Here is a 19454-nt window from a genome sequence, read left to right on the forward strand (position 1 = left end):
ATGCATTCCTTACTCGAACGTATCAAAGCCGGCACGCTCTGGGACTTTCACGGTGGCATTCACCCCGCCGACAACAAGCTGCAATCAAGCCAGAGCCCGGTGGTAGACGCCGGTCTGCCGCCGCGCCTCATCATTCCGCTGCGCCAGCACGCAGGCCCCGCCGGCGATCTGCTGGTGCAGGTGGGCGACAAGGTCAAGAAGGGTCAGCCGCTGACCCGTTATGCCAAGGGGCGGGTCGTCCCTGTCCATGCCTCCACCTCCGGCACCATCACCGAGATTGGCAACCACACGGTTGCCCACCCCTCCGGGCTCGGCGATCTCTGCGTCATTCTCACCCCCGATGGGGAGGATGAGTGGGGCGAGCGCAATGGCAAACCCGATTACTGGAATCTGGAGCGGAGCGAGCTGCTCGAGCGCATCCAGCAGGCGGGGGTAGCGGGCCTTGGCGGCGCCGTGTTCCCCACCCACAGCAAACTCGACGGCCGCGGCCAGCTCACCGAGATCCTGATCGTCAACGGGCTGGAGTGCGAACCCTATATCACCACCGACGATCGGTTGATGCAGCAGTATGCCGACGAGATCATGGATGGCATCCGGGTGCTCAAGCACCTGCTCAAACCGAAACTCACCCTGATCGGGGTGGAAGACAACAAGCCCGAGGCGATCACCGAGCTGACTCGCCACGCCACAGACGAGGATGTGCTGGTCAAGACGGTGCCGACCAAGTACCCCTCCGGCGGTGCCAAGCAGACCATCGAGCTGCTCACCGGCCGTCAGGTGCCCAAAGGCGGCCGCGCGGTCGATATCGGCATCATGGTGCTCAACGTCGCCACCGTGTTTGCCATCAAGCGCGCCATTATCGACGGCGAGCCGCTGATCGAGCGGATCGTCACCCTTACCGGCGACAGCTTCAAGAAGCCCGGCAACGCCTGGGTGCGCCTCGGTACGCCGGTACGCTGGCTGTTGCAGCGTTTCGAACTGCAACCGGAAGCGGAGCAGCGGGTGATCATGGGGGGCCCCATGATGGGCTTTACCCTGCCCCACGCCATGGTGCCTGTGGTCAAGGCCACCAACTGCCTGCTGGCGCCGACGCAGGCCGAACTACCCGCCCCCGGCCCGGAGCAGCCCTGCATCCGTTGCAGCGCCTGTGCCGATGCCTGCCCGGCCACTCTGCTGCCGCAAGAGCTCTACTGGTACAGCCGGGCCAAGGAGTATGACAAGGCCGAAAAGCTCAACCTGATGGACTGCATCGAGTGCGGCGCCTGTGCCTGGGTCTGCCCGAGCGAGATCCCGCTGGTGCAGTACTACAAGATCGCCAAAGACGACATTCGCGAAGCCCGCGCCGAGGCCGAAAAGGCCGAGCGCGCCAAGCAGCGTTTCGAGGCCAAGCAGGCCCGTTTCGAGCGTGAGAAAGCAGCCCGCGAAGCGCGCCACGCCGAGGCCGCCGCCCAGCGCCGTCAGACCATGACGGCCGCAGGCGGGGAAGATCCGGTGGCAGCGGCACTGGCCCGCATCAAGGCCAAGCAGGATGCGCCCATCACAGCCATTGCCGCCACCGCCGAGGGCTTGCCTGACAACAGCGCCGTGATTGCCGCTCGCGAAGCCCGCAAACGGGAAGCGGAAGCGCGCCGCGCCGCCAAGCTGGCGGAGAGCGCAAATAGCGAAACAGCCGCTGCGGCGCAACCCGCCGAGGCGGTTGACCCCGCCAGCGATCCCAAGAAAGCAGCCATCGCCGCCGCACTGGCGCGCGCCAAGGCCAAGAAAGCCGCTCAGGCTGGCGATAGCGCCGAGCCTGTGACTGCCGAAGCCGTTGCTGCCCCTGCGGTAGTAAATGCTGATCAGCAAAAGGCAGAGGTTGATCCGAAAAAAGCGGCGATTGCCGCCGCCATTGCCCGAGCCAAGGCCAAAAAGGCCGAGGCGAATGGTGAACCGGTAAGCGCAGATATCAGCGCGGCAGCAGACGCAGGCTCGCAAGGCGATGCGCCATCTGCTGCCAGCGAAGCAGTTGATCCCAAGAAAGCGGCTATCGCTGCCGCCATCGCCCGAGCCAAAGCCAAAAAGGCCGCCCAGCAGGGCGACAGCGCTGAGGGCGACCTGACCGCAAATGCTGGCACCAGCGAATCCGCTGCAGCCCAAAGCGATGCGCCATCTGCTGCCAGCGAAGCGATCGATCCCAAGAAAGCTGCTATCGCCGCTGCTATTGCCCGGGCCAAGGCCAAAAAGCTGGCCCAGCAGGGCGAAAGTGCCGGTGCTGAGGGTACGCAAGGTGAGCTATCAGCAAGCGCGGAGACCCGCGACATGGCAGTAGCCAAGAGCGAAGTAACCACCAGCCAAAGCGATACGGCTGCAAGTGAAGCGGTCGATCCCAAGAAGGCCGCAATCGCCGCGGCCATCGCCCGAGCCAAGGCCAAAAAGCTGGCGCAACAGAGCGCAAGTACCAGTGCTGAGGTAGAAAATGCCGGTACTCAGGTAGAGAGTGCCGGAACTGAGGGTGAGCGCGCACCGGCTGAGCCGATGCAAAGCGATGCTGCCAGCAGTGAGCAACCACTTGCCGTCGCAGAGGCTCCTGAAGCGAGCGCCCCTGCGGCTGATGCCCCGGTTGATCCGAAAAAAGCGGCCATTGCAGCCGCGGTGGCCCGCGCCAAGGCGAAGAAGCTGGCGGCCGAGGCAGCCAGAGCCGCCGAAACCGCCGAAACCGCCGCTGAAGATGCCCCGTCAGCCGACCGAACAACCACAAGGTAATCGACAGACTCATGTTCAATATTGCGACTGCGCCGTTTGCCCATAACCGCAAACAGACCCGAACCCTGATGCTGCTGGTGATCCTGGCCTGCGTGCCGGGCTTGCTGGCCCAGACCTGGTTCTTCGGCTGGGGCTCCTTTATCCAGATCCTGCTGGCGTTGGTGACCGCGCTGCTGTGCGAGGCGCTGGTGCTCAAGCTCCGTGGCCGCGCCATCAAGCCTGCCCTGATGGATGGCAGTGCGGCGCTCACCGCCGTGCTGATCGGTCTCTCCCTGCCGCCGCTGCTGCCGTGGTGGATGCTGGTAGTGGGCACGGCCTTTGCGATCATCGTCGCCAAACACCTTTACGGCGGACTGGGCCAGAACCTGTTCAACCCGGCCATGGTCGCCTATGTGCTGCTGCTGGTCTCCTTCCCGGTGCAGATGACCAGCTGGCTGCCGCCGGAGAGCGTGCGCGCCTACAGCCTCGGTTTTGGTGATGCGGCGTCGGTGATCTTCACCGGCTTTAGCCTCGACGGCTACAGCATGGCCCAGCTCAAGCAGGGGGTGGATGGTCTCACCATGGCGACCCCCCTCGATACCCTGAAAACCGGCTTGACTCAGGGGCTCACCACCGGCGAGATCCTGAGCGGCCCGCTGTTCGAGGGCTGGGGCGGCATCGGCTGGAGCTGGGTCAACCTCGGCTATCTGCTGGGCGGCCTGTTCCTGCTGCAACAGAAGGTGATCAACTGGCGCATTCCCACCGCCATTCTCGGTGCCCTGCTGGCGGCCTCCACCATCGGCTATCTGGTAAGCCCGGATGCAACCGCCACGCCCATGTTCCATCTCTTTAGCGGCGCGACCATGCTGGGGGCCTTCTTTATCGCCACCGATCCGGTCAGTGCCTGCACCACGCCGCGTGGCCGACTGGTCTATGGCGTGCTGATCGGGGTGCTGGTCTACATCATTCGCCGCTTTGGCGGCTATCCCGATGCGTTCGCCTTCGCCGTGCTGCTGGCCAACCTTTGTGTGCCGTTTATAGACAGCCTGACTCGCCCGAAAGTGTATGGAGCCCGTCGCCAATGATGTTTCTGCCCTTTTCCCCCATCACAGCTGACGGAGCCCGGACATGTTAAAGAGCATGCGCAAGAACGGCCTTATTCTGGCGATGTTCGCGCTCGGCTGTACCGCGCTGGTGGTACTGACCAACGAGCTGACCAAGGATAAAATCGCTCACCAGCAACAGCTGGAGAAGCAGCAGACCCTCTCGGTATTGCTGCCGGAGGGGAGCTATGACAACGATCTGGTAGCCAGCTGCAAGCAGGTGACCAGCAGGAAATATCTGGGCAGCGATCAGCCGCAAGCCCTCTATACCGCCAGCAAAAATGGCGTGGTAACCGGCTATGCGCTGGAGGCGATCGCACCGGATGGCTACAGCGGGGCGATCCGCATCGTGGCGGGCTTTGATGCCAAGGGCACCATCACCGCCGTGCGCGTGCTCGCTCACAACGAGACACCGGGTCTGGGTGACAAGATCGAGCTGAAGAAATCGGACTGGATCAACAGCTTTGCCGGAAAATTCCTGACCCATGACAACGAGCCCCAGTGGGCGGTGAAGAAGGATGGCGGCGAATTCGATGCCTTTACCGGTGCCACCATCACCCCGCGAGCCGTGGTCAAGGCGGTGAAAAACCTGCTTAAACTGCAGCAGGAGCAACCCGAACTGCTCAGCAACGCCCCGGCTTGCCCGGCGGCGAACTAACGGAGTCGAGCCATCATGAACCAGATGGAACAGATTGAAACGGGCGCAGCCCCGATTGCCGAGCTGGAAAGCCGCAAGGGCGAGCTCAAGGAGCTGATGAGCCAGGGGCTGTGGAAGAACAACCCCTCGCTGGTGCAGGTGCTGGGCCTCTGCCCGACCCTCGCCGTCTCCTCCACCTTTACCAATGCGCTGGGGCTGGGCCTTGCCACCATGGCAGTGCTGGTCTGCTCCAACCTCGCCGTCTCGCTGGTGCGCAACTGGGTGCCGAAGGATATTCGCATCCCGGTCTATGTGATGATCATCGCCTCGCTGGTGACCAGCGTACAGCTGCTGATGAACGCCTACACCTATGGCCTCTATCAGGCGCTCGGCATCTTTATCGCCCTCATCGTCACCAACTGCGTCATCATCGGCCGCGCCGAGGCCTATGCCTCCAAGAATCCGCCGCTGCTGGCGGCCCTCGACGGCCTGATGATGGGCCTTGGTTTTACCCTGGTGCTGCTGGTACTGGGTGGCATGCGCGAGATCATCGGCATGGGCACCCTGTTTGATGGCGCCGAACTGCTGCTGGGCGAGTGGGCCAAATCCCTGCGCATCGAGCTGTTCCACGCCGATGCCAGCCTGCTGCTGGCGATTTTGCCGCCGGGCGGCTTTATCGGGTTGGGACTGCTGATCGCCGCCAAGAACGCCATCAACGACTGGCGGGACCGCAAACAGGCCGCTACCGTGGCCCACTGCAACGTTGCCCCGGCCCGCGTCCGGGCGACCGAGCTATGATCGGACGCAAGGCATGAACAACCAGAAACGCAGAGAGATCCTCGAGCGACTGCGAGAAAACAACCCCCACCCCACCACAGAGCTCAACTTCAACTCGCCGTTCGAGCTACTGATCGCCGTGCTGCTCTCGGCGCAGGCGACCGATGTCAGCGTCAACAAGGCGACCGACAAGCTCTATCCGGTGGCCAACACCCCGCAAGCGATGCTGGATCTCGGGGTGGACGGGCTCAAGGAGTACATCAAGACCATTGGCCTGTTCAACACCAAGGCCGAGAACGTCATCAAGACCTGCGCCATCCTGCTGGAGCGCCACGGTGGCGAGGTGCCGGAGAGCCGCGAAGCGCTGGAAGCCCTGCCGGGCGTCGGCCGCAAGACCGCTAACGTGGTACTCAACACCGCCTTTGGCTGGCCCACCATCGCCGTCGATACCCATATCTTCCGGGTATCGAACCGCACCGGCTTTGCGGTAGGCAAGAACGTGGATCAGGTGGAGGAGAAGCTGCTCAAGGTAGTGCCCGCCGAGTTCAAGCTGGATGTTCACCACTGGCTGATCCTGCACGGGCGTTACACCTGTCTGGCTCGCAAGCCCCGTTGTGGTTCCTGTATCATCGAGGACTTGTGCGAATACAAAGAGAAGGTCTATCCAGAGAACTGAATGACTGGGCGCCACAACCGTCCTACCTGTCTCGCTCGCAAACATCCGCTGCAGTGGTTCCTGTATCATCGAGGACCTCTGCGAGTACAAAGAGAAGGTCTATCCAGAAAGCTGATGGCCTCGCAACCGAGATTGAAAGCAGTACACATCACCAACCCGGAGAACTGAGCAATGAGAATTCTGCATACCATGCTGCGTGTCGGCGATCTGCAACGCTCCATCGACTTCTACACCCGTGTCCTTGGCATGAAGCTGCTGCGCAAGAGCGAGAACAGCGAGTACAAGTACACCCTGGCCTTCGTTGGCTACGGTGACGAGAAGGATGAAGCGGTGATCGAGCTGACCTACAACTGGGGGGTGAGCGAGTACGAACTGGGCTCTGCCTACGGCCACATCGCGCTGGAAGCGGACGACATCTACGCCACCTGCGACGCACTGCGCGCCGCCGGTGCCAAGATCACCCGCGAGCCGGGCCCGGTCAAGGGCGGTACCACCGTGATCGCCTTCGTCGAAGATCCGGACGGTTACAAGATTGAACTGATCGCCAAGAAAGATGCCGGTACCGGCCTCGGTGACAGCTTCTAAGCTACCCGACTCCCGCTGCCGGATGGCAGGATCAAAAAAGAGCGCAGATGCGCTCTTTTTTATGCTTCTCTGACGGGGATGACGCTAGATCTCGCCATTGCGCCCCATGCTGATCACCACCCGCCGGTTCTTGGCACGACCCTGTTCGGTTTCGTTGGAGGCAACGTGCTGCTTCTCGCCATGCCCCTCCACCGAGATCTTGCCGGGATCGATCCCCAGATCGACAAACACCTTCTTGATGGCATCGGCCCGCTTCTCGGAGAGTTTCAGGTTCGGCCAGCGGCCGCCGTAGCTGTCGCTGTAGGCATCGATCACCACCACGTCGATGCCCTTGTCCGCCTTGATAAACTCGCTGATCATCGCCAGCCGCCGCTTGGAGGGGATGGAGAGCTGATCGCTGTTTTTGTCGTAGGTGAGCACGCTAAAGGCGATATCGTTGAAGCTGTAGGGCAACAGCCCACTCAGACAGTCTATAAAGGCCTGATATTTAACCCGAAAGTTAACCGACGAGAGGGACACTCGCACCGCGCGGTTCTGGCGATACCAGTCCCGATACTGGAAAGTGGGCATCCGCCCCCCCTCCAGCTCGTCGAGCATGGTCCAGGCAGTCTGCCCCTCCACCAGCCCATCGAACTGCTGATAGAAGCGCAGTTGACTCACTTCTCGCCCGGCGATCCCCGGGCGCCATACCGGCGGCATGATGCCAAGGCTCACCGTCTGGGTCTGGGCCTGCGGCCGCTTGCCCTTGAGCTCGAAATCGAGGTTGATCTTGCGCCCGGCGCGGCTGACAAAAGCCCCCGTTCCCCAGTTGGGAATAGGGTGCTCGAGGCGGCACTCAATCTGGGTATCGGAGGTCAAACGCCAGACGGATTGATCCAGACCGGCACCAAATTCGGTGACCCCAGCCTGTAACTGCATACTCACTGATATGCTGACCAACCCCAACACCCAAGCGTTCAATTGCTTGTCCTCCACACGATCTCACAAGAGATATCGGCGGCAAGAGGCCAAGCTTTAGCGACAAACTGCAAAGGCGTGCCGTTGGTGTGGCAAAGGCTTGCCCCCCAACGGCAACCGACCGCAAGCGGCGCTTATTCCCCCCTCTTAACTCAGTGCCAACCGGCGGGAAGCTCGCTACAGTAAAACCAGGGCAATCAGACGCCGCTTATCGGGAACCACACTCATGCACCGCTCTTGCTCCTCTTTATTGCAGATGTTGTTGCCAATGCTGCTGGCGCTATCCGGCAGCACCGTCAAAGCTGCAACACAGGATCAGGAGTGGGCACAAGAGCGCGCCAATGCGGTGCTCTCGCTGATGACCTTCACCGTGGTGCCCGACATCACCGCCAGCAACCTCGATATCGGCAGCGGCACCAATCAATCTGCCGCCCTTAACATGACCCAGATCGGTGGCGGCGCCACCATGAGCGAAGCCGTGCCCATCTATCTGGAAGGGGCGATCGGCTTTAGCCGCTACGATCCCCAGTTTGTGGTGAGCAACGGCACCGAGAGCCGCACCCTCCCGACCAAATGGAATAGCCTGACCGCTTCGGGCGGGATCGGCTGGGATATCGCCCTCCATGAAGACCCGCGCGGTGGCCACTGGGTACTGCGCCCCATCGCCAACGTCTCGCTCGGTACCATGGCCAGCGATCTGCGGATCGGCAACTGGTTGCTGGAGCGCACCACGGGCTACTCGCTGGATTTTCTCGATGGTGGACAGCTCAATATGTACGGACTGGGAGGCTCGCTGATGCTCGACTACGAGCTCTTTTCAAAGGCGCAGGATATCGATATCGAAGTGCGCTACTCCTACCAACACCTGCAGAGCTTTGGCGGTACCTCGACCAGCGTCCGTGGTCACGCCGAGGCGGAGAACCTCGGTCTCTATCTGCGCCGCCGGGCCCCGCTGTTCCACTGGACCCTGCTCGACAGACCGGTGCGCTATGTACTGGAAGGGGCCCATACCGCATATCTGGGGGAGCAGCGGGGGTTGCTTGGCTTTGACTCCCTCAACTCTATCGGCGCCGGTCTGGAGCTGGACAGCAGCAAATACGACATCATAGTCACCCGTACCCGGCTGGTTGCCCGCTATATGTTCAGCCACAACACCAGCGGTTATTCCATCGGGTTGGCCATGAGTTTCTAAGTCGTTATATTTTCCTGCCACGAGTGGGCAATCCTCAGGGAAAGCACATTAACAATCCATATAATCATGTCTCTATTGATGGAGGGTTTATTTATCCTGACCCTTTCATATGCCTCACCACCCAGTCATATCAGGTAAAAATACCTTCCTGCTGGCAGGCCAATTTTTTTCACCCTCGCACACCAAATATTGGAGTTTTTTGTCTGTGTATTTACGGCGCGCAATGGCTGATTGGCCCTTGATATCGCCAGCCGGTGCCATCATGCAACATAGGAAATACTCTGCTCCCGGCATTGCAGCCCTATAGCCAACTTTATCGACACCCATAAGGAACCATCCCGGATGGTCCCCCATCTTTTTCAAAGTGACTTAAACCACATATAACCCATTGTTTTAAATGGTTTATAGTTTTTCATATTTTATGAATCCAATTAATCCTGTTTTATTTTACTTACATCACCAGACTGCTAAATTTGGCGTCATCCCGGCAGGACGAGGCGCACTGAAACGACTGGCTGCGGGCTACCGATAACAGGTGTGCAATGGGCACAGAAATAACGTTAAGGCATAGCAACCGTTATTTTGACGACATCACACTTGCTGATCCTTGTTGATTTGAGGTTATCTGATGAAAAAAACGCTGCTTGCTCTCTCTGTATTGGTCATGACCGGAACCGCATATGCAGGGGTGCCTGATTTATCCGCCAGCTGTCCTGGACATATTAATATTCGCGTCGAAGATGGCACGGCTTATATCAATAACCAGCAAGTTCCACTTAAAAAAGTGAATTCAAATTTCTACGAGGCGAGCAAGGGGCGCACCACCCTCTCCATGGTGAAAAATGGCGACTGGGGCATCACCTATTTTGTCAAAAATGGCGACAGCGGCGCCTGCCAGCTCAATGACGATGAGAACGATGACGACGGCGATGATGAGAGCGCCAGCAGCAGTGCCTACAACGGTAGCACTGCGCAAACCAAGGTTGCCGAGAACGCCTGCATGAACGCCGTCGCCAGAAAAGCGGGCGTCAGCCGCAGCAAACTGACCCTCGACTATGTGGCCGACTCCCAAGCGGGGATGATGATTGATATCAAGGGGCCCCATGACCAGCTCTGGCACTGCCTCACCGACGCCCGCGGCCATATTTCTGGCATCAATCAGGACTGATTTCGAGCCACGGCTCAGCGGGGCCCACACCGACCGTGGGGGCTCCACCCCTTATCCATTGCAATTATTTGATACAGGAAAATGAAGATGAAATCCAAACAGACTCTGCTCAATGTCGCCCTCGGTTGCCTGCTGGCGATCGGTATCTCCGGCTGTGCCGTGGCCAAAACCCATCACGGCCACAAGACCCATGCCCAAGCGCACGCTCAGGAAGGGGCCGTGCAGTATGGCGACGAGAGCCCGTGGGCTGGCAACTATAAGGCGGTCACTGACGATGGCCGCACCGTGGCCGAAATTCACGTCGATACCACAGGGGAGACCTATATCGATGGCAATCAGGTCAAACCGAGCCACAGCGGCAGCGACTACCTGAAATTCAAGCAGGAGACCATCACTTACACCCTGCGCAAAAGCGGCGCCAGCTGGAAAGACAGCGATGCCGGCACCAGCGGCCGCATCCTGTTCGATTGATAATCCCGACACCGCCCTTGCCAGACACCAAGCCCCGCCAAGGGGCTTTTTTGCACCTGCGATTTACCATCAACCACAGCCCGCCCCGAAAAATCCAGCCTTGTCACAGAGTTAGTGCAATCTGTCACATATTCCTGTTGATGAAATTGTTAGGATGGTTCAGTTCGGCGCCCAATTGTCCGCATGAAACCATGATGTCGATTGCCAGCCGCAGTGGCTGGGTGATCACGGCGCCCGGAATGAAAATGACCTGCCGAACGCCAGCCAAGTATTTGCGCCACCAGTTACACCACAGGGATAGAGATTTTTGCCATGGCCAAGTTTTTGAATACCAGCGCAACCAACTACTTTCTGGAAGAACTTATCAAAGATGCCAAAGATCGTCTGATCCTGATCAGCCCCTTCCTCAAGCTCAACGACAGGATCAAGGAGCTGCTCACCGACAAGAACCGCCTCAAGATCGATGTGCGGATCGTCTATGGCAAAAGCGAGCTGCAACCGGAAGAGATCAGCTGGCTCAAAGAGCTCACCTATATCCGCACCAGCTTTTGCAAAAACCTCCATGCCAAGTGCTATCTCAATGAAGAGATGTGCATTGTCACCAGCCTCAATCTCTACGAGTTCAGTCAGGTCAATAACAACGAGATGGGGGTATTGATCCAACGCTCGGAAGATCATGACCTTTACCGTGATGCCTATGATGAAGCCCAACGGATTATCCGGGTTAGCGAAGAGGTTCGCATCACGTTGGAGCGCGTCGCAAGCAACAGTGACGAGCATGATACCTCGACCGCCAATACAGCTCCGGCACCAGCTTGTCCCAAATGCGGTACCCCTATGGTATTGCGTATCAGCAAGCGGGGGGACACCAAGGGCAATAGCTTCTGGGGCTGTCCCGGCTATCCACAATGCCGCAGCTTGCTCCCTATTGAGAACTAAGCATCGAATTAAAAATCACTTGCTCCTGAACAGATCACTAAATTCATAAATTTAAAATAAGGATGTTGTATGCCAGAGTTAGCTATCTCAGATTTCACTAATATCGCTGTTGCAACGGGCTCACCTAAAAACACAAAACTTAGACAGATCGCTCTTAGAGGTGACTACGCACACTATAAAGATTATTACTTGCAACTTAGAACAGCTATAAAGTCACTTTTTAGCCAAAAGAGACACGTTTCATACCTGATTGATATATCACGAAGGCAAAAGGACTCTAGTAAAAAAATAAAATTTGAACGCCTCGCTCAAAATTTTATTCAATGGCAGTCAGGTAAGAAAATTGATGTTTATGCATCATTGCGCGAGTCCTTCGTTTTTAATAGTACAACTATTCATTGTAACCCCGAGCTAAGCGCATTAATAAATGGGGTTAGAACTCATGTCAAGCTCCATTTCACCGAGACACAGAGAATGACAAAGGAGCGAGCGGACTACATCTGCTATTTAATGCATGAAGCAATTCAAGAGGTTGGTGCGGAATATATCGTTCTTGATTTACATTCAGGCCAAGAGTTCAGACTTACCTCTAACAGAGACAGAATGGAGGAAAAAGTGTGTCAGGAAATATTATGGATTGAGCAGAACTGGCCTATTTAACTCTTCGAGGATTATTCATGAAATGTGCACTGATCTATGATTTTGATGGAACCTTGGCTGAAGGTGATTGCGCCCAGCATGGGGTTATGCCCGAATTAGAGATAACAGATATTCCTGAATTTTGGGCTAGTGTTAAGCGTAGAGCAAAGGACCATGACGGCGATGAAATTTTAACCTATCTTGGCATGCTGGCAGAAAGGGCTCGCATGCTTAAATCTGATGTCCTTAGTACAGAAAAACTAATGATGCATGGACAATCTATCCCCCTATTCAGTGGCGTCGAGTCATGGTTTGACAGAATTGACAGGTTTGCAGAAAGTATTGACCTAGAATTAGAGCATTACATTATATCAAGCGGTCTTGATTCAATGATCAGAGGTACTTGCATTGGAAATAAATTTCGTGACATTTACGCTTGCAAGTATCACTACTCAGATGATAAGTATTACGCAACATGGCCAGCTCAAGCAATAAACTATACAACAAAGACCCAGTTTCTATTTAGAATAAACAAAGGGATACATAATTCTTGGGATAATGGAGAGGTAAACAAATTTATTGAACTTCAAGATAGAGATATCCCCTTCCAGAGGATGATATATCTTGGTGATGGTGATACAGACATTCCATCCATGAAGATGGTCAGATATCAAGGTGGTAGATCTATAGCAGTCTTTGATAACAAAAAATGGCCTTTGAAATCAACTCAAGACAAAGTTGAAAAACTCATTTCTGAAGAGAGAGCTGATTATGTTGTTCCTGCTCTGTATGATGAAGGTAGTCACCTAGATATTACTGTGAAAGGCTTGTTGAGGCTATTTAAAAGAAAGGGATAACTCTTAAATTATGTATTGATATAAATATGGGTGTATGGAGATGGTATTCACCTGACAGTCGCCCACAAAAGGGAGTGGTCATACGGCTTCAAACCGGATAACAAAACGGTACCCCTACCGTGTTATCCGGAGTCACCGTATGACCACCAACGAGAAAGTAGCACGTCGCAAACTCAGCCTGCTAGAGCTCGCCATAGAGCTCAATAACGTCAGCAAAGCCTGCAAGCTCATCGGCTACAGTCGTCAGCAGTTCTACGAAATTCGCCGTAATTTCCAGACCTATGGCGCCGAGGGATTGCTCGACAAATTGCCCGGCTGTAAAGGGGCTCATCCCAACCGGGTCGCTCCCGAGATTGAACAGGCTATCCTCGATTACTCCCTCACCAGACCAGCTCATGGCCCGCTGCGGGTCGCCCAAGAACTGGCTCTGCAAGGCATCGACGTCAGTGCTGATGGGGGGCGTGGTGTGTGGCAACGGCACGACTTGCTCTCCAAACACGACCGCTTGCTGCGCCTTGAGAAAACCCACTGTGAGCAGACCATTGAGCTCAATGACGAGCAAATTCGCCTGCTTGAGCGCTTCAGTCCCAAGTTCCGCGAACGCCAGATCGAGGTTCACTACACCGGAGAACTGGTGGCTGTCGACACCTTCTTCGTCGGCGCGCTCAAGGGGATTGGTAAGGTGTATCTGCAAACCGTGCTGGACTGCTACAGTCGCCACGCCTGGGGACGGCTCTACACCAGCAAGCTGCCGGTGACCCCGGTTCATGTGCTCAATGAAACGGTGCTGCCGTTTTTCGACGTGGGTCTATACCATCCTGTCGGATAACGGGCGTGAGTTCTGTGGGCGCCCAGACCATCATCCCTACGAGCTGTTCCTGCAACTGGAGGGGATTGAGCACCGAACCACCAAGGTGCGCAGGCCGCAGAGCAACGGCTTTATCAAGCGACTGCATCGCACACTGCTGGATGAACACTTCCGAATCAAGGGGAGGACGTCTTGATATAAGTCGGTGGAGCAGATGCAGACAGACCTGGATAGCTACCTGGAGCACTACAACACCCAGCGGCCACATCAGGGCAGGATGATGGAGGGTCAAACCCCCTACAGCATGTTCAAGAAGGGTCTGAAATTGATACCGAAGGAAGTACGCTCCAAAGTAGCGTAAACAAGACACCGGTTTGAGGCCGGTGTCAGGTGATAACTAGATCTGTACAACCTGTGTTTATCACATTGCAGCGCGCTGAGCATACAATACGGGCAATAAGAAAGCTCTTATTGCCCGTTTAATAAACGTTACTGTGTTTACCCTAAAGTTTACACAATGCACTCAGCATTCATTAGAATGCGTAAAACAGACCTGCATATACAACATCATCGCTGTTCACTTCGGCATTTTCGAATACATATTCGCTGTATGCCAAGAAGTTGCTGGTGAAGTTGTAAGTCAGACCCAATGTGGTGTAGATGGCACGATCATTGGTCTCTTTAGTCTCGGCGTTGTTGTAAACAACATACGGAGTCCATGCATCCACATTGTAGGAGGCTGCCAGTTCGTAACCACGAGTCTTCTCTTCGTTGTTAAGAACACGGTCGTATTTAACTTTGGAGTCGCTGTAAGAGGCACCCAGGTAGAGGCCTTCCAGGGTATAGGAGGCACCCAGACCCCAATCTTTCTTGCTCTCAAGAGGATTGGCGACAGTCTCATTGAACTCTTTTTGTTCCAGACCGGCGATCAGCGCCAGACCGAACGGGGCTTCGTAGCCCAGCTTGGCGGCGTAGCCACGATCCAGGTCACCTGTCAGCTCAACAATACCGTTATTGCTTTTGACATCTTTATAATCGGTATTGGCAGTAATATAGCTTGCACCGAAGGAGACGCCGTTCCACTTGCCGTCGTAACGAACCTGACCTTCCTGACGGCCGTCATAGACACTGGCCAGGCCAGAGTTTTCATTCGCGATATCAGCCTTGTTGATAACGTCGTTAAACACGGTGTCCAGCTGACCAAAACGGATCATGCCAAACTGGGAGCCATCCAGACCGACATACACTTCACGGGAGGTGATGTCCTCATCTTTTCCATTTTTTTCACCAGATTTGTTGGAAGTCAGCTCCCACTCACCCTTGGCCAAGCCAGACCAAGTGTCGTTCAGGGCAACTTTGGTGCTCAGACCGATACGGGCACGACCTGCCAGATCTTCAGCGTTGTCATCGTGCTTGCTGACAAATTGGGAGCGCAGGTTACCGGTGATGCCAACTTGGGTACCGTCTTTGTCATAGATGACGGCGGCGTTAGCAGCGGATGCGAACAGAGCCGGGATAGCAATTGCCAGAATTGTCTTTTTCATAGTTTCCAATGCCTACTGTAAGTTAAACACTAAGTCGTTGTTATTCCCTGTGTTAGCGATGTTCTTTGCATCACTATGCCGCCGAGACTAGCACCGGATTTTTTGAACCGCAATGAAAAAACTTGGAACTTTTTACGCAAACCATAGTCATGGAGGCAAAAATGTGAGCCAAGTCTCACCTGGCGGCAAGGCAAAAGGAAAACGTTTACAACCAATCCTGCTGATTATTTGGACTCAAATAGTCTGTTTTGCATGCAAATAACGCTAACTACCTGATAAACAACCAAAGTGGTCTGATCAGCGTAAAACAGCCGTGATAATGGCTGTTGCCTCGACCTCACCAAGGGGTTGCGGGTATCCTTGTCCTTCGATTAACCCCTAACTGGCCTTCTCTTCATGCTCTCTACTCGCCTTAAAGCCACCATTCGTCAAACCTATCGCCAGATTGCGGATGGATTACCCGGTTTTGTGCCACGCAAAGAGCAGAATTTTCTGGTGGCAGAGATAGCCAAAACCCTGACCGGCGAGTACGACAAACAGCGCCGGATCCTGGTGGCCGAAGCAGGAACCGGTATCGGCAAATCTCTCTCTTATGCGCAAGGTGCCATTCCGGTGGCGCGGCTCACCCAGAAGAAGCTGGTGATCTCCACCGCCACCGTGGCCCTGCAAGAGCAGTTGATCCACAAAGACCTTCCTTTTTACCATCGCCACAGCGAGCTGCCGTTTCGCTTTATGCTGGTCAAGGGGCGGCAGCGTTACTGCTGCGAACATCTGCTGGAACAGGCAGCCAGTGGCGCCGAGATGGCCAACTTCGAGCTCGACTTTGGCAGTCTGAGCAAATCCAAGCCATCTGACAGCGACAAAGATCGCTACCAGGCCCTGTGGCAGGCCTACACCAATGGCAAATGGGACGGGGATCGGGACAACTGGCCGGAGCCCATTCCCGACACTTGCTGGGATCGCATCGCCGCCGACCGTCACACCTGCAACAAGGCGCTGAGCCATCACCAGCACTGCCCCTTTCATCGCGCCCGCAACGATATGGAGAGCGCCGATGTGCTGGTGGTAAACCATGCACTACTGCTCTCCGATCTCACCATGGGCGGCGGCATCATTCTGCCCCCCCCCGATGAGTGCATCTATGTGCTGGATGAGGCCCATCACCTGCCCACCATTGCCCGGGATCACGGCGCGGCGTCGGCCAGCGTCAAAGGCTCGCGTCGCTGGCTGGAGAAGCTGGTACAAAGTGCAGGCAAGCTGGCGCGGACGCTTAATAAGGAGAGCCTGCTCGACCCCCAACTCAAACTGCAGGATGCACTGGCCTCCATCCAGCCCGACCTGAAGGCGGTCGAGCAGTGGCTCAGCGCCAACGATCGGCTGTTTGGCTCGGAACCCCACTACCGCTTCGCCGAAGGGGTATTGCCGGATCCCCTGCCCATGCTGGCGGAGAATCTCAAGGAGTCGAGCAAGAAGGCGCTGCGAGCGCTGGATCGGATGCAGGGGGCCATAGGTGAAGCGCTGAAAGATGGCGAGATCCGCCGCAAGGAGGCCGAACCTCTGCTGGCAGAGAGCGGTTTTCATCTGCAGCGGCTGGAGAGTTTCTGCGCCCTGTGGGAGATGCTGGGGCGCCATGTGCCGACCGGTAAAACCCCGCTCGCCCGCTGGATGGCCAAGAGCGATGACGGCGATATCTGGCTGCACGCCTCACCGATTGAGGTAGGCTATCTGCTGGAGGAGTGGCTCTGGTCGAAATGTCTAGGTGCCGTACTGGTCTCCGCGACCCTCACCGCTCTCTCTTCCTTTAGTTATTTTCGCCATCAGGTGGGGCTCAAGGAGCACGACGGTACCCGCTATCTGCGCCTGCGCTCCCCCTTTGATTATCAGAAAGCCGAGCTCTATCTGCCCAAGATGGAGCACGAACCCAACTCGCCGGCCTTTACCAACGAACTCATCAGCGTGCTGCCTCGCATTTTGGCGGGCAAGGAGGCGAGTCTGGTGCTCTTCTCCTCCTACCGCCAGATGAATGAGGTGGCTGTTGGCTTGCGAGCCAAGGGACTGTCACTGCTGGTGCAGGGGGAAGCCTCCCGCAATGCCCTGCTCACCCTGCACAAACAAAAATGCGATGGCGGTCAGTCCAGCATCCTGTTTGGTACCGGCAGCTTCTCGGAGGGGCTGGATCTGCCGGGTCACTACCTTACCAATCTGGTCATCACCAAGCTCCCCTTTGCGGTGCCCAACTCGCCGGTCGAGGAGGCTACTGCCGAGTGGGTGGAGCAGCGAGGCGGCAACCCGTTTCTGCAACTGACAGTGCCGGAGGCATCGCGCAAACTGATCCAGGCCTGTGGCCGCCTCATCCGCAAGGAGGCCGATCGGGGACGGGTCACCATTCTGGACCGCCGCCTGCTGACCAAACGTTATGGCAAGGGGCTGCTCGACGCCCTCCCCCCGTTTACACGGCGGATCGAGTAAATAAGCCGGCCGCTATTGATAAACAAACTGACAGCAGCGCGAACATCGAGCACCAGAAAGAGCCATTGCCGCAGTAGGCCAAACCTGTAAAAATGAGCCCCTGTTTTCAGTGGGCAATCGCCTGACTGTTCAAGGAGATGAAATGAAACTGACTGTTCTGGTACCGGCCCTGGCTGGTCTGTTGTGGGCGGGTAGCGCCCTGGCCAATGCCCAAGTGGAAGTGACCACCCCGTATGTTGTCCAGCTGCTCGATGGTCAAGCAATCAATCCCTCATTACTCGATAACACCAAAAAGTTTCCACTTAGCGTTGGTAAACATCAGCTCGTGGTTGCATTTGAAGGCAATTATTCTAATCGAGACGAAATCAAGCTGGTGACCGCCGAGCCGCTGGTGCTGAACTTCACCGCTGCCGACAACCAGCAGCTGGTGCTGGACTATAAAAAGCCCCGCAACGAAGCAGAAGCCAAACAGTTCCTGAAGGATCAGAAAGTCACGCTGAAAGACAAGGTCAGTGGTCAGCAAGTGAGCAGCGAACAGTTCGTGATGCCGAAAGTAGAGGGCTTCCAGCTGACCCGTGACTATCAGCAAGAGCTGATCAACATGGGCAAAGCATTCAACCAGCCCAAGACCGTCGCCGTCTCCTCTGCTGCTGTGATGGCTGCCGCCAGCGCACCGGTTCAGGTTGCCCCCAGCAAGGCTCAAAGCAATCCGGAAGCGCTGACCCAGTTGCAAAACTGGTACAACAAGGCCGATGCGGAAACCCGCAAAGCCTTCCAGATCTGGGTTATCCAGCAGCAATAAGCCGGGCTGAGAGATTGACTGAAAGGGGAGCCAAGCTCCCCTTTTCAATATCTTGCGATCTTACTCACGACGCGTCTTGATTTATGCGCTGCCACTTCCCCTTTATATAGGGAGTACATATATGGATTCATCTGCTGATTTCATATATGGAAAGCGCCACCTTGCCAGGGAGAATGGCACCATGTCATTGCGCATTTTCTATCACCCCCTCTACTCCTCCCTGACGCTACCCGAGCGCCATCGCTTTCCGCTGGCCAAGTATCAGGGGCTGTTTGAACGCCTGCAGGTGCAGGGTTACCCCCTTGGCGAAGCACCGGCCGCAACCTGTGAGCAAATCTGTCGCATTCACGATGCCGATTATGTCGCGGCGGCCCTGAGCGGCCAGCTGGAAGATCGCGCCATCCGCAAGATCGGTTTTCCCTGGTCACCCATGCTGATGGAGCGCACCTTGCGCTCGGTGGGTGCCACCGTTGCCGCCAGCCGCCATGCTCTTGAGCAGGGCTGCGGCTTGCAGATCTCCGGTGGCTACCACCACGCCCATCGGGATCACGGCAGCGGTTTTTGTCTGTTTAACGATTTGGTGATTGCCGCCCAGGCTTGCCTCGACGAGGGGCGCTGTGAACAGGTGCTGATCGTCGATCTCGATGTGCATCAGGGAGATGGCAGTGCGGCCCTGTGCGCCGGACGGCGCGATATCATCACCCTATCCCTTCATGGGGAGCACAACTTCCCCCATCACAAAGCCACCTCTCACCTCGACTTTCCTCTGCCAAGCGGCATGACGGACGATGCCTATCTCACCACGTTGCAACAGGCACTCTCGCTGGCACTGCGGCTCTATTCGCCGGATCTCATCCTCTATCAGGCGGGCGTCGATGTGCATCATGCCGACGAGCTTGGTTATCTCTCCCTGAGCGATGAAGGGGTTCACCTACGCGATGCCATGGTATTTGACTGTGCAATCAAGCATGGGTTGCCCATCGCGGCGATGCCCGGTGGCGGCTATCGCCGCGACTGGCAGCAGCTGATCCCGCTTCATATGTCGCTGTTTGAAACAGCGCGCCACCGTTTTGGCTGATGGCATGGCTTTATAGCGCGGACACCCCATC

General features: G+C 56.5%; 18 protein-coding genes and 1 pseudogene. 16 read left to right on the plus strand and 3 right to left on the minus strand.

Annotated features, from left to right (window positions below; all coding sequences use genetic code 11):
- From rsxC to gloA, 6 genes are all read left to right on the plus strand, one after another.
- Positions 1-2742 (plus strand): electron transport complex subunit RsxC, encoded by a 2742-nt coding sequence (gene rsxC, locus ACB040_RS13415; protein WP_371155158.1) that lies wholly within the window; start codon positions 1-3, stop codon positions 2740-2742.
- An 11-nt stretch (positions 2743-2753) separates the two neighbouring features.
- Positions 2754-3806, plus strand: a complete 1053-nt coding sequence (gene rsxD / locus ACB040_RS13420) for an electron transport complex subunit RsxD (RefSeq protein WP_005337606.1) — start codon at positions 2754-2756, stop codon at positions 3804-3806.
- A gap of 43 nt (positions 3807-3849) precedes the next feature.
- The gene (gene rsxG, locus ACB040_RS13425) at positions 3850-4482 is read left to right on the plus strand and encodes an electron transport complex subunit RsxG (protein ID WP_005359614.1); all 633 of its coding nucleotides are present in this window, start codon (positions 3850-3852) and stop codon (positions 4480-4482) included.
- Positions 4483-4497: 15 nt separating this feature from the next.
- Positions 4498-5259: an electron transport complex subunit E gene (locus ACB040_RS13430; RefSeq protein WP_005337608.1), complete on the plus strand. Its 762-nt coding sequence runs from the start codon at positions 4498-4500 to the stop codon at positions 5257-5259.
- Between the two features lie 13 nt (positions 5260-5272).
- Entirely contained in the window at positions 5273-5914 is a 642-nt protein-coding gene (nth, locus tag ACB040_RS13435) for an endonuclease III (protein ID WP_371155155.1), read from the plus strand.
- A 171-nt stretch (positions 5915-6085) separates the two neighbouring features.
- Entirely contained in the window at positions 6086-6499 is a 414-nt protein-coding gene (gene gloA, locus ACB040_RS13440) for a lactoylglutathione lyase (protein ID WP_005347113.1), read from the plus strand.
- A gap of 84 nt (positions 6500-6583) precedes the next feature.
- Here gloA and ACB040_RS13445 read toward each other — a convergent pair whose 3' ends face one another.
- Entirely contained in the window at positions 6584-7459 is an 876-nt protein-coding gene (locus ACB040_RS13445; protein ID WP_005350788.1) for an OmpA family protein, read from the minus strand.
- A gap of 223 nt (positions 7460-7682) precedes the next feature.
- On the opposite strand from ACB040_RS13445, the gene ACB040_RS13450 reads away from it, so the two are divergent.
- Positions 7683-8648, plus strand: coding sequence for a hypothetical protein (locus tag ACB040_RS13450; RefSeq protein ID WP_371155153.1), 966 nt, complete (start codon positions 7683-7685; stop codon positions 8646-8648).
- 114 nt (positions 8649-8762) lie between these two features.
- Here the strand turns inward: ACB040_RS13450 and ACB040_RS13455 are convergent, their stop codons facing one another.
- Positions 8763-8975, minus strand: coding sequence for a hypothetical protein (locus ACB040_RS13455; RefSeq protein WP_371155151.1), 213 nt, complete (start codon positions 8973-8975; stop codon positions 8763-8765).
- Between the two features lie 301 nt (positions 8976-9276).
- Between ACB040_RS13455 and ACB040_RS13460 the strand changes: the two genes are divergently transcribed.
- From ACB040_RS13460 to ACB040_RS13485, 6 genes and pseudogenes are all read left to right on the plus strand, one after another.
- Positions 9277-9816 carry a hypothetical protein gene (locus ACB040_RS13460; RefSeq protein WP_371155149.1) on the plus strand — a complete coding sequence of 180 codons (540 nt, stop codon included), beginning with the start codon at positions 9277-9279 and terminating at the stop codon, positions 9814-9816.
- An 87-nt stretch (positions 9817-9903) separates the two neighbouring features.
- Positions 9904-10287, plus strand: coding sequence for a hypothetical protein (locus tag ACB040_RS13465; RefSeq protein WP_371155147.1), 384 nt, complete (start codon positions 9904-9906; stop codon positions 10285-10287).
- A 312-nt stretch (positions 10288-10599) separates the two neighbouring features.
- A complete protein-coding gene (locus ACB040_RS13470; RefSeq protein ID WP_021230635.1) occupies positions 10600-11226 on the plus strand; it encodes a phospholipase D family protein in 627 nt (208 codons plus the stop codon).
- Between the two features lie 69 nt (positions 11227-11295).
- Complete coding sequence (locus tag ACB040_RS13475; RefSeq protein ID WP_047436828.1) at positions 11296-11886, plus strand: hypothetical protein; 591 nt, start codon at positions 11296-11298, stop codon at positions 11884-11886.
- A gap of 17 nt (positions 11887-11903) precedes the next feature.
- Positions 11904-12722, plus strand: coding sequence for an HAD family hydrolase (locus ACB040_RS13480; RefSeq protein ID WP_338774470.1), 819 nt, complete (start codon positions 11904-11906; stop codon positions 12720-12722).
- A 139-nt stretch (positions 12723-12861) separates the two neighbouring features.
- Positions 12862-13891: pseudogene (locus ACB040_RS13485) on the plus strand (IS481 family transposase).
- A 172-nt stretch (positions 13892-14063) separates the two neighbouring features.
- Here ACB040_RS13485 and ACB040_RS13490 read toward each other — a convergent pair.
- Positions 14064-15074: a porin gene (locus ACB040_RS13490; RefSeq protein ID WP_263717532.1), complete on the minus strand. Its 1011-nt coding sequence runs from the start codon at positions 15072-15074 to the stop codon at positions 14064-14066.
- 396 nt (positions 15075-15470) lie between these two features.
- Between ACB040_RS13490 and dinG the strand changes: the two genes are divergently transcribed.
- From dinG to ACB040_RS13505, 3 genes are all read left to right on the plus strand, one after another.
- Entirely contained in the window at positions 15471-17543 is a 2073-nt protein-coding gene (gene dinG / locus ACB040_RS13495) for an ATP-dependent DNA helicase DinG (RefSeq protein WP_371155144.1), read from the plus strand.
- 142 nt (positions 17544-17685) lie between these two features.
- Complete coding sequence (locus ACB040_RS13500; RefSeq protein ID WP_371155142.1) at positions 17686-18345, plus strand: DUF2057 family protein; 660 nt, start codon at positions 17686-17688, stop codon at positions 18343-18345.
- A gap of 181 nt (positions 18346-18526) precedes the next feature.
- A complete protein-coding gene (locus ACB040_RS13505; RefSeq protein ID WP_371155140.1) occupies positions 18527-19423 on the plus strand; it encodes a histone deacetylase in 897 nt (298 codons plus the stop codon).
- Positions 19424-19454: the final 31 nt, after the last annotated feature.

Origin of the sequence: Aeromonas sp. S11(2024) (assembly GCF_041402345.1) — a bacterium.
GTDB lineage: Bacteria > Pseudomonadota > Gammaproteobacteria > Enterobacterales > Aeromonadaceae > Aeromonas > Aeromonas veronii.